The following is a 15,319-nucleotide window of genomic DNA, read 5'->3' on the forward strand; positions in this document are numbered from 1 at the left end:
GCCCCCTGAAGGCCACCCCAGCCCGCGCGCTGCACCACTGCAGCCATCCACCGCAACCGTTTCAGGAGACTTGCCATGATGACTTTGCAATGGAAGAAATGTGCCGTGCTACTGGGCATGGCGGCCGTGCTGGCCGGGTGCGCCACCCACCGCGTGGTGGAAGGCGATGTGCGCAGCTTCTCCAGACTGCCCGCCGCTGCCAGCGCCCAGCAGCCCATGACGTACCGGCTGGAACGCCTGCCTTCGCAGCAAACACCCTCGTTCGACCCCATCCTGGCGCTGGCCGAGCAAGCCCTGGCGCGCGCCGGGCTGCAGCGCAATGATGAAAGCGGCCAGTGGGTGGTGCAACTGGGCGCGCAGGCGGGCTTCACCCCGCGCCGCGACCCGTTTGATGACCACCCGCCCTGGGCCTTTGGCGGCTGGGGCTGGTACGGCGGGCGTAGCGGCTGGGGCATGAGCGGCCTGTGGCAGGTGGGTGCACCCGCCCCACTGCACCGGCGCGTGGTCAGCATCGTGATGCGCGATGCGCGCACGCAGGAGGTGGTGTACGAAACCTCGGCCGTGCACGAAGACGTGTGGGTGTCTGACCCCGCGGTGTACGGCGTGCTGTTCGACGCCGCGCTCAACGGCTTTCCCCAGCCCCCCCAAGGCCCGCGCCAGGTGCGCATCCCCTTACCGACCCAGCCCTGACATTGCATGGACGCCACCCGCATCATCGCCATCCGCCACGGAGAGACCGCCTGGAACGTGGACAGCCGCCTCCAGGGCCATCTGGACATTCCGCTGAACGACGTGGGCCTGTGGCAAGCCCGCCAGGCCGCCCTGGCGCTGGCCGATGAGCCCATCGACGCCATCTACAGCAGTGACCTGCAACGCGCCTGGGTCACGGCCCAGGCCATCGCAGAAACCACACAGGCGCCGCTGGCCGCCCACCAGGGCCTGCGTGAACGCAGCTTTGGCGTGCTGCAAGGCCACACCTTTGAAGAGCTGGAAGCCAAAGAGCCGGAACAAGCCTACCGCTGGCGCAAGCGCGACCCCGCCTTTGCGCCCGAGGGTGGCGAATCGCTGATCGCGCTGCGCGAGCGCATCACCGCGACCACCCACGCCCTGGCATCCCGGCATGTGGGCGGGCAGATCGTGCTGGTGGCCCACGGCGGCGTGCTGGACGTGCTGTACCGCGCCGCCACCCGACAGGACATTCAAGCCCCGCGCACCTGGCAGCTGGGCAATGCGGCCATCAACCGCCTGCTCTGGACACCCGACGGCCTCAGCCTGGTGGGCTGGGCCGACACACAGCACCTGGACAACGCCGTACGCGATGAAAACCACGCCTGACGCCCTCGCCGCCCTCATCGGCCAGCGGGTAGACCTGATCGACACCCCCGCCCTGGTGGTGGACCTGGACGCCATGGACCGCAACATCCAGCGCATGGCCGACTTCGCCCGCAAGCACCAGGTGCGCTGGCGGCCCCACGCCAAGATGCACAAAAGCGCCGAGCTGGCCTTGTTGCTGCAGCAAGCCGGGGCACAGGGCGTGTGCGTACAAAAAGTGTCAGAGGCCGAAGCCCTGGCCGCTGGCGGCGTGCGGGACATCGCTATCACCAACGAAGTGATTGCCATGCCCAAGCTGCACCGCGCGGCGCGGCTGGCCACGGCCCTTGCCAGCCGGGGCGGCCGCCTGGGCGTGGCGGTGGACAGCGCGGAGGGCATCGAGCGCCTGGCCGAAGCGATGGCGCAGTCTGGCAGCGACGCGGGCATGGATGTGCTGGTAGAGATTGACGTGGGCCAGGGCCGCTGCGGTGTGCCGCCGGGCGACGCCGCCGTGGCGCTGGCACTGGCCGTAGCCCGCCACCCACGGCTGCGTTTTGCAGGCCTGCAGGCCTAACACGGCCGCGCCCAGCACTTTGCCAACGCTGCCGAATGGCGCGAGGCCATTGCGCGCACCGTGCAGCAAGCCGCGCACACGCGCGACCTCATCGAGGCCGCCGGGCTGCCCGTGCCGCTGGTCACGGGCTCCGGCACCGGCACACTGGTGAACGAAGCGGCCAGCGGGGTGTATGGCGAACTGCAGGCGGGTTCCTTCCTCTTCATGGACGCCGACTACGCCCGCAACGAACGCGACCCGGCCCAGCCCGCGTTCGAGCACGCCCTGTTCGTCAAGACCCAGGTGATTTCCGTGCGCGACACCCACGCGGTGTGCGACGCGGGCCACAAGAGCCACGCCATCGACTCGGGCCTGCCCACCGTGGCCCACCTGCCCGCAGACCGGGCGCTGCGCTACGCCAATGGGGGTGACGAGCACGGCATCCTGTATGCCGAGGGCGACAAAGCCCGCCTGCCGGCCTTGGGCCGCATGCTGTGGCTGGTGCCCGGCCATTGCGACCCGACGGTGAACCTGTACGACTTCATGATCGGTGTGCGGGGTGGGCTGGCGCAAGGCGTGGTGGAGCGGATCATCAGGGTTGATGCCAGAGGCGCGCTGACCTGATCAGGGAAACAATCGGCGGACAATTTTGGTGTCCTCCATGAGCCCCAGCCAGATCATCGTCCTCGCCACCCCTGTCTTCTTGCTGCTCATCGCCATCGAACTGGCCGTGGGCTGGCGGCGCCAGCGCAACACCTACCGGCTGGCCGATGCGGTCAGCAGCATCAGCCTTGGCATGCTGAGCCAGACCAGCGCGGCGTTCACGCATCTCTTGCGCATCGGTATCTACACCGCCGTGTTCGAGCATGTCGCGCTGTGGCGCGACGACGCGTTCTGGACCAGCCTGCCCGGCTGGCTGCTGGCACTGGTGTTCTACGATTTTTGCTACTACTGGCTGCACCGCATGGGGCACGAGTCGGCCGTGTTGTGGGCGGCGCACGCGGTGCACCACCAAAGCCAGGACTACAACCTCAGCACCGCGCTGCGCCAGACCAGTTCTGGCGCGCTGCTGGGCTGGGTCTTTTATGTGCCCATGGCGCTGGCGGGCGTGCCGCCGCTGGTGTTTGGCGTGGTGGCGCTCATCGACCTGCTCTACCAGTTCTGGGTGCACACCGAGCAGGTGGGCAAACTCAGCTGGTTCGACCGCTGGTTCTGCAGCCCCAGCAACCACCGCGTGCACCACGCAGTGAACGATGCCTATCTGGACAAGAACTACGGCGGCATCCTGATCCTGTGGGACAGGCTGTTTGGCACCTTCAAGGAGGAGGATGCGCTTGACCGATGCGCGTACGGCACACGTGGGCTGCTCAACAGCTGGGATCCGCTGTGGGCCAACGCGCAGGTGTACGCCGGGCTGGCGCACGACAGCTGGCATGCGCGCAGTTGGGCAGACAAGCTCAAGGTCTGGATCAAGCCGCCGGGCTGGCGGCCCGCCGATGTGGCGGAGCGTTTTCCCAAGCCCGCCTTCAGCATGGCGCAGATGCAGATCTTTCAGCCGCCCATGTCACGCGCGGTGCAGTGGTTTGCGCTGGTGCAGTTTGCGGTGCTGCTCACGGGGGTGGGCGCTTTTTTATGGCAAGCCGACACCGCACCACTGGCGCACAACGCCATCTGGTTTGCGGTGCTGCTGGTGGGGCAATGGGCTTTGGGCGCGGTGATGCAGGGGCGCATCGGCATGCTGATGGCACTGATGCTGCAAAGCGCTGCGCTGGCCACCGCCACCAGCGCGCTGGGGTTCACCGAATGGCACTGGCTGTTCAAACCGCTGACGATGATTTTTGCTCTTTTTTTAGTAGCTGCTAGCGCTTACTCAACAAGCGCCAGAGGCCTATTTGATTCAAAAACCTCGCTTCTGCTGGCTGCCGCGTTGGCTGGATCGCTGGCGGGAGATGTGTTCCTCATGTTCCAGGGCTTTTTCATCCCTGGCCTGGTGAGTTTTCTGGTGGCGCATCTGTTCTATGTCGCGCTGTTCAAACGCGGGCAGGTGTGGTTTCCCCACCGGGGCGCGCTGGCTGCCACCTTGGGTATTGGCGTGGGCATGTACGCCTTTTTATGGACGGGAGGCCTGCCCCCGGCCCTGCGCGTGCCGGTGGCCGCCTACGTTCTGGTGATTGCGCTGATGGCCGCGCAGGCCATGGGCCGGGCGACGGTGCTGCGCAGCGGGCCAGCACTGCGGGTGGCGCTGGGGGCGGGGTGCTTCATGCTGAGCGATTCCTTGCTGGCGACCGACCGGTTTGTGACGCCCCTGCCATGGGCCCCGGTGTGGGTGCTGTCCACGTACTACGCAGCGCAGGTGCTGATCGTCAGCGGCTGGCTGGCGCACGAGGCACCAGACACGGCAGTAGCCGGCACCTGAGGCCCCACAGCTTGCCGCGCCAAGCCATTTTTAATCAAATCAGGTTCTAGCGCTCTTCTATAAAGCGCAAGCAGCTATTAACTTAATAGCATCTACCCTGTCTAACTCACCCGTGCGGTGCCGGCTCCACACCCTCGGCGATGGCCTCATCGCGCGCAATGCGGCCGTCAATCAGCTCCACCAGCCGGTCGCAGCGCGCCGCCAGGCGCGGGTCGTGTGTGACGACCACAAAGCTCGTTCCGCGTTCAGCGTGAATGCGGCGCAGCAGGGCAAACACTTCGGCAGAAGAAGCCGTGTCAAGGTTGCCCGTGGGCTCATCGGCCAGCACCAGCGGCGGGTTCATGACCAGCGCACGCGCAATGGCCACGCGCTGCTGCATGCCGCCTGACAGCTCGGCCGGGCGCTTGTTCATGGCCTGGGCCAGGCCCACGGCGTCCAGCAGGCTGCGGGCATGGTCGCGGTGGGCGGTGCTGACGCGGCCCTCGGCCATGAGGGCGGGCAACGTGACGTTCTCCAGCGCCGAGAACGCGGGCAGCAGATGGTGGAACTGAAACACAAAGCCCAGCGTGCTACGGCGGCGCAAAGTCAGGGCCGCATCGTCCAGGCCCCGCACTTCTTCGCCATCCAGCCGAAAGCTGCCCGAGGTCATGCGCTCCAGCAAGCCCAGGATGTTGAGCAAGGTGCTCTTGCCCGAGCCCGAGGGCCCCATCAGCGCGATGAATTCGCCCCGGCGCACCTGCAGGTCGATACCGTGCAGTACCTCGGCCTCGCTGGGGCGGCCCAGGTTGTAGCTTTTGCGCACGGCGTCGAGCGCAATCAGCTCAGGAGGTACTGCAGCATCCGCAGTGTTCATCCAGGCCTCACATGCGGATGGCTTGCGCCGGGTCCAACGCCGCCGCGCGCCGCGCCGGGGCCACAGCCGCCAGCACGCCGCACACCGAGGCAATCAGCGCGATCTGCAGCGCCATGGGCAGCGGCAACGCAATTGAAAACAGCGGCAGGCCATCCGAGCCGCGCACGAAGTGGGTGAACACCCAGATCAGCGCCACCGCCAGCAGCAGACCAAGCACCGAGCCCAGTGCGCCCACCACAGCGCCCTGCACCAGAAACACCCGCAGCACCTGGCCCCGCGTGGCGCCCATGGCGCGCAGGATGCCGATCTCGCGCCCCTTTTGCACCACCGACACCACCAGCACACTGGCAATGCCCAGCACCACCACCGCCAGCACCACGCCCCGGATGATGGAGGTGCTGATGGACTGCGCGTTGAGCGCTGACACCAGCTGGGCATTGCTCTCTTGCCAGCTCTCGATCTTGTAGGGGAACTGGCTTTGCAGCTCTCGCGCCAGGGTTTGGGCCACCCACACGTCCTTGAGGGTCAGGTCCAGCTGGGTGGCGCCACCGGGCAGCGCCAGCAGGCTTTGCGCGGCACGCAGCGGCACGATCACGGTGCGGCGGTTCAGGTCTTTCACGCCCAGGTCCACCAGCGCGGTCACGCGCACCGAGTCGCTGACTGTTCCACTCACACTGCCCGTCTGTACCGAGAGGCGGTCGCCCACGCGCACCCCCAGGTCCTGCGCCAGCTCGCGGCCTATCACAGCCTCCCCTGGCGCCAGCCGCGCACTGCCGCTGACGACCTTGGCGCGCAAGCCCACCAGGCGGTCATAGCGGTCCAGCTCCACGCCCATAAGGGCAATCGCCTGCGATGCCTCGCCGCGCAGCGCCAGGCCCGAGCCCGACACCATGGGCGAAACCCCAGCCACGGCAGGCAACCCTTCCAGCAGCGGCACCAGCGCCTGCCAGTTGGCTACGGAACGCAAGCGCTGCGCGCGCGGCTGGGTTTCGGTCAACGCGGCAGTATCCGGCGCCGCCGGGGCGGCCGGGGCGGCCGGGGTGACCAGATCGTCCGGCGCGCGCAGCGTGACGTGCGCCTGCGCACCCAGTGTTTTGGCCAGGGTGTTGGCCTGCAAGCCGCTGATGAGCGCCGAGATATAGGCAATGACCGCTACGCCCGCAGCCACGCCCACGATGATGAGCACGGTCTGCATGCGCCCCTCGCGCAAGAAGCGCAGCGCCACGCGGAACTCGAAACCAGGCCAGATCCACATGGCGGCAGGCTCAACGGCCCATGGTGCCGGTCAACGCAGGGCCCGCGCCACCGCCCTGATTGCCTTGGGCCGCCGGAGTGGGCGCGGACGAAGCAGTGGTCCATGGCGCCGTGCGGGCACGCACGCGTTGACCTTCCTGCAAGCTCGCGTTGCCGCGCAGCACCATGTCGCCTTCCTTCAGGCCGTCAAGCACCTCCACCGCATCCAGCGTGCGCAGGCCCAGCCGCACGTTGCGTACCTGGGCGCGCCCATCCTGCAGCACCAGCACGCTGGCTTGATCGCCACCGGCCGGGCCGCGCAAAGCGGCCTGGGGCAGCACCAGGGTGCGCTCGCGTCGGGCGGTCTCCACCTCCACCGACAAGGTCATGTCTTCGCGCAAAAAGGCAGGTGTCTGCTCAATCGAAAACTTCACCTCAATGGCGCCGCGCTGCGCATCCACCGCCGGCGCGATGGACAGCACGCGGGCCGCAAAGCGCTGCCCCGCAAAGGCATCGGCCACCACCCAGGCCGGCTGGCCCAGTTGCAGTTGCTCCAGAAAGCGTTCATCCACCTGGGCCACCAGCTGCGTGGGCCCGGCCAGCGCCAGGCTGAGCAAGGCCTTGCCCGGCTGCACGATCTGCCCAGGCTCCACCTCACACACCAGCACGCGCGCATCGGCGGGGGCCACCAGCGTGGCTTGTGCCAGGCGGGCCTGTGCAGCCACCGTGGCCGCCTGGGCTAGCGCTAACTCGGCCTGGGCCTGGGCTACCTCAGTGCCCGCGTCGGCGTTGGCTTGCAGTTGCGCTTGCGCGCTGAGATGCTGCGCCCGCGCCACGTCCACCGCACGGCGTGCCTCGTCAAGCTGCGCCGGGCTGTAAAACCCCTCGGTCACCAACTGCTGCACCCGCGCCAAGCTGGCGCTGGCGGCTTGCAGCGAGGCATCGGCCTGCGCCCGGGCTGCCTGCGCGGCAGTGCGGCCCGTGCTGCGAAGGCCTTCCAGCCGCGCCTTTGCCTGGCGTTCTGAAGCCACAGCCTGGGTCAAAGCCGCGCGCAATTCGTCGGATTCGAGCTGCACCAGCACATCGCCCTGGCGCACGGCGGCTCCCTCCGTTACCCGCACCTGGGCCACACGGCCGGTGACGGTGCTGCCCACCTCCACCCGCGACAACGTGGCCACACGCGCTGAAAACTGTAGCGTGCGCACCAGCGGCGCCGATGGAACCACCAGGGCATCAACCTGCGGGCCGCGCAGTGTGGCTGCGCCCATGGCAACCGCCGCCAGCAAGACGGCAGCGCCCAGCGCCCATGCCAGCCAGCGTCGATTCACCCGACCACCCTGGCTGCCAGTTGCTGCGTTTTTGCTCATTCAGAAAACAGCCCACCGGCCGCTTGCGGTGGCGCCACCCCCAGGTGGCGGAACGCCGCCAGCGTGGCGATGCGGCCACGGGGCGTGCGCTGCAGGTAGCCCTGCTGGATGAGGTAGGGCTCAATCACATCCTCAATGGTGCCTGCCTCTTCCCCAATGCTGGCTGCGATGTTGTCCAGCCCCACTGGGCCGCCGTCAAAACGGTGGATCACGGCTTCGAGCAGCTTGCGGTCCATCACGTCAAACCCTTGCGGGTCCACATCCAGCATAGCCAGTGCCTTGTCGGCAATGGATTTGGTGATGCGACCGTCGCCCTTGACTTCGGCATAGTCGCGCACCCGGCGCAGCAGCCGGTTGGCAATGCGCGGTGTGCCGCGCGAGCGGCGGGCGATTTCAAAACCGCCCTCCTCGTCCATGGGCGCATTGAGCAGCCCCGCACTGCGCTGGACGATGCTGGCCAGCTCGTCGGCCGTATAAAACTCCAGCCGCGCCACGATGCCAAAGCGGTCGCGCAGCGGGTTGGTGAGCATGCCCGCCCGCGTGGTGGCGCCCACCAGCGTGAAGGGCTGCAGGTCCAGCTTGATGCTGCGCGCCGCCGGGCCCTCACCGATCATGATGTCGATCTGGTAGTCCTCCAGCGCGGGGTAGAGGATTTCCTCGACCACGGGCGAGAGGCGGTGGATCTCATCAATGAAAAGAACGTCGTTCTTTTCCAAATTGGTGAGCAGGGCGGCCAGGTCCTTGGGCTTTTCCAGCACCGGCCCGCTGGTCTGCCGCAAGTTCACCCCCAACTCGGCCGCAATGATGTGGCTGAGCGTAGTCTTGCCCAGCCCGGGCGGGCCGAACAAGAGCACATGGTCCAGCGCCTCGCCCCGCTTGCGGGCCGCACCGATGAAGATCTCCAGCTGCTCCCGCGCCTTGGCCTGCCCGACGTATTCCTGCAGCAGCTTGGGACGCAGCGCCCGCTCGAGCGCCTCTTCCTGCGGCGAGACGGGGGCGGCGGAGATCACGCGCTTGGCGGGGGCGGGAGTGAAGTCGTCGGTCTGGATGGTCATTCGGGCAGGCTTGCACGCACGGTTGAGGATTGCTGATTACAAACCGGGCGTCAGCCAGGTCTTGATGGCCAGTTGGAACGGCAGGTCGAACCGCCCATAGAAATCGCGGCCTGTAGGCGCCTGGCAGCTGGAAGCGCCGCCGTAGAGCTGGCCAACCACGTAGCGTTTCGCATCAATGGTTGAAAACAGTCCCGAGCCACTGCTGCCACCCTCTGTGGTGCCTGACACCCAGCCAACCGAGTAGTAACGCCCGTCTTGCTGGGTGCTGGGGAAACATTGCTCGTTGCTGCAGTAACTGAACGCTTCAACGCTCCCGGCGCTGGTCTTTTGCAGGTCACCGCGTGGATGGTGGATGCCCACCACCGGCGAGGACTGCGTCACCGGCCCAAAGTACGAGCCCGCGTACACGACGCCCTGAGGCGGCGCACTGTTCAGGCGCATGAACGATGTGTCGGTCTGCGAATCAGCAAACAGTAGCGCAGCGCCTCCGGTGACCTTTTGCGCGCCCGGGTTGGCACTGGCCGTGTTGCATGACGTGGAGCGGTAGAACCAGTCAGTGGTCAGCGTCGACGCAACGGTCTGGGTTGAAATGCAGTGGTGTGCCGACAGGAAGTACGGAATTCTGCTCGACGATATGTCGTTGAGCAGCGTGCCCGTGCAAAGGTAGCTGCCGCCTTCCTGTACGAAAATCATGCGTGCCACGGCGCGACTTTCTGCATTGAGCTCGGCCTTGCACGACACGTCGATGTTGCAGCTGCCCGACTCGCCCACCTTGGCAAACGACGCGGCCGTGGCCTGATCGGGCGAGACGAAGAAGTGCGAGAGCGTGGGCACGGCGATATCCAGCTCTTCCAGCCGTGCCGCCACCGGCACCTGCAATTCCAGCGTGGTTTCGGCGCCGCCAAAATCGGGCCCCCAGTAGGTGCGTGCGGCATCGCCCTTGTCACCCGCGTCCAGATTGCGCTGAATGGTGCGTAGCACCTCTTCGCCCGTGATCTGCACGGCATCGCCGCCCGCCTGGGCATAAAAGCGCAGCACGGTGCCGGCCGGCAAATTGCGCACCAACACCCCCAGCCGAACGCCATGCGCGCCCTCGGCCTTGAAGCTGACGGCCGCCCGCTGCAAGCCGCCGCCCACGGCCTGCCACTGGAGCTGGCCCAGCATATCGCGCGGCCTGGCGGTGGCGGCCACGGGGCGGGCCACACCGATCTGCTGCGGGGCGCCTTTGGCGAGCGCCGCACGCTCGGTGGCCTTTTTCTCAAACCCTTGAGCGCTGGGTAGCGGGCCGAGGTTCACGGGGGTGGCGACCGGCCCACCCGTGCGGCGCGCCACCGCCGTAGCCGACATTTGGGGGGCCAGCCTGGGAAGACCGGTATCCAGCGCCTCGATGCGGTCGGTAACCACGGGCACAGGTGTGACGGGAGGCGGCGGCGGTGCGGAAGGTGGTGCGGGAGTGAGGGGCGGGTTAGGCTGCTCCGGGGCCACCGGCGTGGACGGGGCCGGCGGTGCGGCTGGCGAGTCGCCGCCGCCTCCGCCACAGGCAGCCACCGCTAAGACTACCAACAGTCCGGCACCTTGAAGCAAAGCGCGATACATCATCATCTCAGTCATCCCCTTCTGGTTGAATCCCATCCACTACTTCGCCAGCGCCTTGAGCGCCATCTTGATCCCCTCGCTCACCCCCACCTCCGCGGGCAGCGCCTTGAGCGCCGCCGCCGCTTCCTTGTCGTTGTACCCCAAAGCCAGGAGGGCCTGCAGAATGTCGGCCTGCGCATCGCTGTTGGCGGCACCTCGCACAGCACCGATGTCCGCTCCCAGCTTGCCCTTGAGCTCCAGGAGCAAACGCTCGGCGGTCTTTTTGCCGATGCCCGGCACCTTCACCAGACGACCCGCCTCCTGCAGCGAAATCGCCTGCGCCAGATCGCTCACGCCCATGCCACTCAGAATGGACAGCGCCGTGCGCGGGCCCACGCCCGAGATTTTGATCAGCTCGCGGAATGCCTGGCGCTCCGGGGCCGTGGCAAAGCCGTAGAGCAGTTGCGCATCCTCGCGCACGATGAACTGCGTGAGCAGGCTGACGCGCTCGCCCACGGCGGGCAGGTTGTAGAACGTGCTCATGGGCACATTCACCTCGTAGCCCACGCCGTGGCAGTCCAGCAGCACCTCGGGGGGATTCTTCTCCAGCAGGGTGCCGGTCAATTTGCCTATCATTGGAGTCCTTTGGCGCCGCCGCATGCCGATGCGGGTGGCGCCCTCGTTTTTGCCGTCATTGGCTTTTTTGCCGACTGGAATTATCAGCGTGATCCTGCGCCACACCTTCCTCCCGCACAACAACACCCGCCTGACCCACCTGTGTGGCCCGGCGGACGCGCACCTGCGCACCATCGAGGTGGCCTTGGGCGTGGGCATTGCCCACCGGCACGAGCAGTTCAAGGTGGACGGCCCCAAGGCCAAGGCCACGCAGGCGATGGAGCTGCTGCAGGCGCTGTACGAAATTGCCGAGCGCCCCATCCCGGAAGACCACCTGCAGCTGATGCTGGCCGGCGACAGCGACCTGCTGGACGCGCCCGAGGACGCCATCGTGCTGAGCACCCGCCGGGCCGACCTGCGCGGGCGCACTGCCACCCAGAGCCTGTACCTGCAGAACATTGCCACCCACGACATCACCTTCGGCATTGGCCCTGCGGGCACGGGCAAAACCTACCTGGCAGTGGCCAGCGCCGTGGATGCACTGGAGCGCAGCTCGGTGCAGCGCATTGTGCTGACCCGCCCGGCGGTGGAGGCGGGCGAACGCCTGGGCTTTTTGCCGGGCGACCTGGCGCAGAAGGTGGACCCCTACCTGCGCCCGCTGTACGACGCCCTGTATGAATTGATGGGCCACGACAAGGTGCAAAAAGCGTTTGAGCGCAACGCCATTGAAATTGCCCCGCTGGCTTTCATGCGCGGGCGCACGCTGAACAATGCCTTTGTGATCCTGGACGAGGCGCAGAACACCACGCCTGAGCAGATGAAGATGTTCCTGACCCGCATCGGCTTTGGCTCGCGCGCGGTGGTCACAGGCGACGTGAGCCAGATCGACCTGCCCAAGGGTGCCATGAGCGGCCTGATCGACGCCGAGCGGGTGCTCAAGCGCGTCAAAGGCATTGCCATCACGCGCTTCACTAGCGCCGACGTGGTGCGCCACCCGCTGGTGGCGCGCATTGTGGATGCGTACGATGCGCCCCGCCGGGCCCTGGCAGCGCGTAGTTGATTATTTTTACTATTAATTTGATAGCTGCTTGCGCTTATTGGATAAGCGCCAGGTGCCAATATGACTCTGAACCAACTCTCGCTGTCCCTGCAATTTGGCAAGTTTGATGGCGTGGCGGAACACCGCGCTGTGCTGTCACGCCACAAGGTCACGCGCTGGATTCGCCACGCCTTGTCGAGCGACGCGGAAATCACCGTGCGCATTGTGGGCACCGAGGAAGGGCAGCAGCTCAACCGCGAATACCGCAAGAAGGACTACGCCACCAACGTACTCACCTTCGACTACACGCAGGAACCTGTGGTGACGGCCGACCTGGTGCTGTGCGCGCCCGTGGTGGCGCGCGAGGCGGTGGAGCAGAACAAGAGTCTGCAAGAGCACTACGCCCACCTGCTGGTGCACGGCACCTTGCACGCCCAGGGGTGGGACCACGAAACCAGTGCCGAAGACGCGGACGAGATGGAGTCTTACGAGACCGCCATCATGCAAGAGCTGGGGTTTGCGGACCCGTACGCCAAGTAACCCGAAAAACTCAAGGTCCAAAGAAGAGGCCCGGAAAAGGCCTGCCACCCGCCGCGCCAGAGGCGGCGGGTGATGGCACTTTTCAAGACTCGCGCCGCTCAATTAACCGGTTGATACGCAACGCGGCCAAAGTGCACACCGCACCCGACAGCAGGTAGACCGACACGGCGCCCAGGCCAAACTTGGCCGACAACCCCAGCGCCACCAGCGGCGCAAAACCTGCGCCCAGCAACCAGGCCAGGTCTGCAGACAGGGCCGCGCCCGTGTAGCGGTATTGGGCCGAGAAATTGGCCGTGACGGTGCCCGAAGCCTGCCCATAAGACAGACCCAACAGCACAAAGCCCACCAGCAGGAACACGTTGTTGCCCGCAGACCCTGCACCCAGCAGCCAGGGCGCCGCAAAGCTGAACAGGCCAATCAACACCGCCATGGAACCCAGCAGATTGCGTCGGCCAATGCGATCGGCAAGCCAGCCCGACAGCATGATCGCCCCCGCCGCCAGGAAGGCGCCAACAATCTGCACGCTCAGCACCTCGGTGATGGACTGTTCGGAATACATGACGATCCACGACAGAGGGAACACCGTAGCCAGGTGAAACAGCGCAAAGCTGGCCAGCGCGGCAAACGCGCCAATCAGCACATTGCCGCCTTCATCACGCACCACCTGGCTCACGCTCACGGGTTGCAGCTCACGCTGCTGCAACAGTTCGGCGTATGACTGGCCCACCACCAGGCGCAGGCGGGCAAACAGCGCCACCACGTTGATGGCAAAGGCCACGAAGAAAGGATAGCGCCAGCCCCAGTCCAGAAACTCTGCCGTGCTCAGGCTGCCGTACAGGTAGGCAAACAGGCTGGCAGCCAGCACAAAGCCCACTGGCGCGCCCAGCTGTCCGATCATGGCAAACCAGCCGTGCCGTTCCTGGGGCGCGCTCATCGCCAGCAGCGAGGGCAGGCCGTCCCAGGTGCCGCCCAGCGCCAGCCCCTGGCCAATGCGCAAGATGACCAGCGCCACAATGGCCGTGCTGCCCACCGAGGCATAGCTGGGCAAAAACGCCATACCCGCCGTGCAAGCGCCCAGCAGGAACAACGCCAGCGTGAGCTTGGTGCCCCGGCCCCAGCGCCGCTGCACGGCCATGGAAATGGCCGTGCCCACCGGGCGGGCCACAAAAGCCAGCGCGAAGATGGCAAATGCCATCAACGTGCCGTCAAGCCGCGACACAAACGGAAATAGCAGCGAGGGAAACACCAGCACGCTGGCGATACCAAAGACAAAAAAGTCGAAATATTCAGACGAACGCCCAATGATGACCCCCACCGCGATCTCACCAGGGGTGACGTCCTCGTCGGTGTGGGCACGTGCGAGGGAGACCGAACTTTCAAAGCCTGGAACAGGCAGTGCCGCAGAACCTGGGCTGTACATATTGACGCTCCTCAAGCAAGTGATACGGCTCCGTTCTACACGCCACCCTGCCGCGCCACAAGTGAGGTTTCGCTAGGCTGCGCGTAGGAAAACCCTGATTGCGCAGGGCGTTTTCGGCACTGCGACAGATCAAGACTCCTGCGAAAGAGTGAAAAACAGTCGTGCGCCTTTGATGTTGGACAAAATGTCCAATCGACAAATTCGCTAGCCGTACTACATTGCGAACCCTCAGTCATTCGCGTTTACACCTAAACGCGCCTTTGTCGCGCTCTTCGCATGTTGAACACCCAAAAACTCCGCAGGCCCGCCGGTCTGGCAGCGATCGCACTGACAACCGGCCTGGCCGGTTGCAGCAAGGCCGTTGTCCTGAACCCGGCTGGTGACATTGCCGCCCAACAGGGCCAGATGGTCATTACCGCCACTTTGCTGATGCTCATCATCATCGTGCCGGTGATCGCACTCACGCTGTTCTTTGCCTGGAAATACCGCCAGAGCAATACCGAAGCCGAGTACGACCCCGAATGGCACCACTCCACCACGCTGGAACTGGTGATCTGGACCGTGCCCCTGATGATCATCATCGCCCTGGGTGCACTCACCTGGATCGGCACCCACAAGCTCGACCCCTATCGCCCCCTGGACCGCATCGACGCGCAGCGCGCCGTGCCCGCCGATGTGAAGCCACTTGAAGTGCAGGTGGTGGCGATGGACTGGAAGTGGCTGTTCTTCTACCCCGAGCAAGGCATTGCCACGGTGAACGAACTGGCCGCGCCGGTGGATCGCCCCATCCTGTTCAAGCTCACGGCCACGTCCACCATGAACGCGTTTTACGTGCCCGACCTGGCCGGAATGATCTACGCCATGCCCGGCATGCAGACCGAGCTGAACGCGGTGATCAACAAGCCTGGCGTGTTCCACGGCATGTCGTCGCACTACAGCGGCGCAGGCTTCTCGGGCATGACGTTCAAGTTCCACGGCCTGAGCAACGAAGACTTTGCCCAATGGGTGCAAAAAGCCAAGTCCGAAGGCAAGCCGCTGGACAAGGCCACCTACCTGAACCTGGCCAAGCCCAGCGAGCGCGACCCCGTGCAGCGCTTTGCCTCGGTGGAAGAGGGCCTGTACGACAAGGTGCTCAACCGCTGCGTGGAAGAAGGAAAGATGTGCATGCACCACATGATGGCCATCGACTCCCTGGGTGGAGAAGCGTACATGCGCGCTGCCGGCCTGAACCTGCCCCAGGACGTGTGCACCGCACAAAACGCCGCCCAAGTGGTGGCCGCGCTTGAAACCCGCAATGCACCGGCCCCAACCTCCGGCGCCAGCATCCGTCAATGAGCCTCGC

13 protein-coding genes and 1 pseudogene are annotated in these 15,319 nt (G+C 65.9%); 7 read left to right on the forward strand and 7 right to left on the reverse strand.

Going from position 1 to position 15,319, the window contains the following annotated elements:
* Positions 1–75 precede the first annotated feature (75 nt).
* From PQV96_RS17925 to PQV96_RS17940, 4 genes and pseudogenes are all read left to right on the forward strand, one after another.
* Positions 76–690, forward strand: coding sequence for a DUF4136 domain-containing protein (locus PQV96_RS17925; RefSeq protein WP_420482160.1), 615 nt, complete (start codon positions 76–78; stop codon positions 688–690).
* A gap of 6 nt (positions 691–696) precedes the next feature.
* Positions 697–1,335 carry a histidine phosphatase family protein gene (locus PQV96_RS17930; protein ID WP_207373175.1) on the forward strand — a complete coding sequence of 213 codons (639 nt, stop codon included), beginning with the start codon at positions 697–699 and terminating at the stop codon, positions 1,333–1,335.
* Positions 1,319–2,488 (forward strand): annotated as a pseudogene (locus PQV96_RS17935) (DSD1 family PLP-dependent enzyme). The gene PQV96_RS17930 and the pseudogene PQV96_RS17935 overlap by 17 nt, the downstream one beginning before the upstream one ends.
* A gap of 37 nt (positions 2,489–2,525) precedes the next feature.
* Positions 2,526–4,280: a lysoplasmalogenase family protein gene (locus PQV96_RS17940; RefSeq protein WP_207373176.1), complete on the forward strand. Its 1,755-nt coding sequence runs from the start codon at positions 2,526–2,528 to the stop codon at positions 4,278–4,280.
* A gap of 106 nt (positions 4,281–4,386) precedes the next feature.
* On the opposite strand, the gene PQV96_RS17945 is transcribed toward PQV96_RS17940, so the two are convergent.
* The 6 genes from PQV96_RS17945 to ruvA form a co-directional block, all read right to left on the reverse strand.
* Positions 4,387–5,133 carry an ABC transporter ATP-binding protein gene (locus PQV96_RS17945; protein WP_066697752.1) on the reverse strand — a complete coding sequence of 249 codons (747 nt, stop codon included), beginning with the start codon at positions 5,131–5,133 and terminating at the stop codon, positions 4,387–4,389.
* Positions 5,134–5,140: 7 nt separating this feature from the next.
* On the reverse strand, positions 5,141–6,388 hold the full coding sequence (locus tag PQV96_RS17950; RefSeq protein ID WP_273623806.1) for an ABC transporter permease: 1,248 nt from the start codon (positions 6,386–6,388) through the stop codon (positions 5,141–5,143).
* A 10-nt stretch (positions 6,389–6,398) separates the two neighbouring features.
* The gene (locus tag PQV96_RS17955; RefSeq protein WP_233099643.1) at positions 6,399–7,733 is read right to left on the reverse strand and encodes an efflux RND transporter periplasmic adaptor subunit; all 1,335 of its coding nucleotides are present in this window, start codon (positions 7,731–7,733) and stop codon (positions 6,399–6,401) included.
* Entirely contained in the window at positions 7,730–8,788 is a 1,059-nt protein-coding gene (gene ruvB / locus PQV96_RS17960) for a Holliday junction branch migration DNA helicase RuvB (RefSeq protein WP_207373180.1), read from the reverse strand. Before ruvB ends, PQV96_RS17955 begins: the two co-directional genes overlap by 4 nt.
* 36 nt (positions 8,789–8,824) lie before the next feature.
* A complete protein-coding gene (locus PQV96_RS17965; RefSeq protein WP_273623808.1) occupies positions 8,825–10,192 on the reverse strand; it encodes a trypsin-like peptidase domain-containing protein in 1,368 nt (455 codons plus the stop codon).
* Positions 10,193–10,423: 231 nt separating this feature from the next.
* Complete coding sequence (gene ruvA / locus PQV96_RS17970; RefSeq protein ID WP_066692719.1) at positions 10,424–10,999, reverse strand: Holliday junction branch migration protein RuvA; 576 nt, start codon at positions 10,997–10,999, stop codon at positions 10,424–10,426.
* Between the two features lie 88 nt (positions 11,000–11,087).
* On the opposite strand from ruvA, the gene PQV96_RS17975 reads away from it, so the two are divergent.
* Positions 11,088–12,038, forward strand: coding sequence for a PhoH family protein (locus tag PQV96_RS17975; RefSeq protein ID WP_066784519.1), 951 nt, complete (start codon positions 11,088–11,090; stop codon positions 12,036–12,038).
* Positions 12,039–12,098: 60 nt separating this feature from the next.
* Positions 12,099–12,557, forward strand: a complete 459-nt coding sequence (ybeY, locus tag PQV96_RS17980) for an rRNA maturation RNase YbeY (protein WP_066690019.1) — start codon at positions 12,099–12,101, stop codon at positions 12,555–12,557.
* 82 nt (positions 12,558–12,639) lie between these two features.
* Here the strand turns inward: ybeY and PQV96_RS17985 are convergent, their stop codons facing one another.
* Positions 12,640–13,977 (reverse strand): MFS transporter, encoded by a 1,338-nt coding sequence (locus PQV96_RS17985; protein ID WP_273623809.1) that lies wholly within the window; start codon positions 13,975–13,977, stop codon positions 12,640–12,642.
* Positions 13,978–14,253: 276 nt separating this feature from the next.
* Here PQV96_RS17985 and cyoA point away from each other — a divergent pair, with 276 nt between their 5' ends.
* The gene (gene cyoA / locus PQV96_RS17990) at positions 14,254–15,312 is read left to right on the forward strand and encodes a ubiquinol oxidase subunit II (protein ID WP_273623810.1); all 1,059 of its coding nucleotides are present in this window, start codon (positions 14,254–14,256) and stop codon (positions 15,310–15,312) included.
* The last annotated feature ends 7 nt before the right edge of the window (positions 15,313–15,319 follow it).

It is taken from the genome of Acidovorax temperans (assembly GCF_028596105.1).
GTDB classification, from domain to species: domain Bacteria; phylum Pseudomonadota; class Gammaproteobacteria; order Burkholderiales; family Burkholderiaceae_C; genus Acidovorax; species Acidovorax temperans.

Bases quoted from the DNA above. Each gene is read 5' to 3' on its own strand.
- PQV96_RS17925 (WP_420482160.1), top strand. From the start codon at position 76: ATGATGACTTTGCAATGGAAGAAATGTGCCGTGCTACTGGGCATGGCG.
- PQV96_RS17930 (WP_207373175.1), top strand. From the start codon at position 697: ATGGACGCCACCCGCATCATCGCCATCCGCCACGGAGAGACCGCCTGG.
- PQV96_RS17940 (WP_207373176.1), top strand. From the start codon at position 2,526: ATGAGCCCCAGCCAGATCATCGTCCTCGCCACCCCTGTCTTCTTGCTG.
- PQV96_RS17945 (WP_066697752.1), bottom strand. From the start codon at position 5,133: ATGAACACTGCGGATGCTGCAGTACCTCCTGAGCTGATTGCGCTCGAC.
- PQV96_RS17950 (WP_273623806.1), bottom strand. From the start codon at position 6,388: ATGTGGATCTGGCCTGGTTTCGAGTTCCGCGTGGCGCTGCGCTTCTTG.
- PQV96_RS17955 (WP_233099643.1), bottom strand. From the start codon at position 7,733: ATGAGCAAAAACGCAGCAACTGGCAGCCAGGGTGGTCGGGTGAATCGA.
- ruvB (WP_207373180.1), bottom strand. From the start codon at position 8,788: ATGACCATCCAGACCGACGACTTCACTCCCGCCCCCGCCAAGCGCGTG.
- ruvA (WP_066692719.1), bottom strand. From the start codon at position 10,999: ATGATAGGCAAATTGACCGGCACCCTGCTGGAGAAGAATCCCCCCGAG.
- ybeY (WP_066690019.1), top strand. From the start codon at position 12,099: ATGACTCTGAACCAACTCTCGCTGTCCCTGCAATTTGGCAAGTTTGAT.
- PQV96_RS17985 (WP_273623809.1), bottom strand. From the start codon at position 13,977: ATGTACAGCCCAGGTTCTGCGGCACTGCCTGTTCCAGGCTTTGAAAGT.
- cyoA (WP_273623810.1), top strand. From the start codon at position 14,254: ATGTTGAACACCCAAAAACTCCGCAGGCCCGCCGGTCTGGCAGCGATC.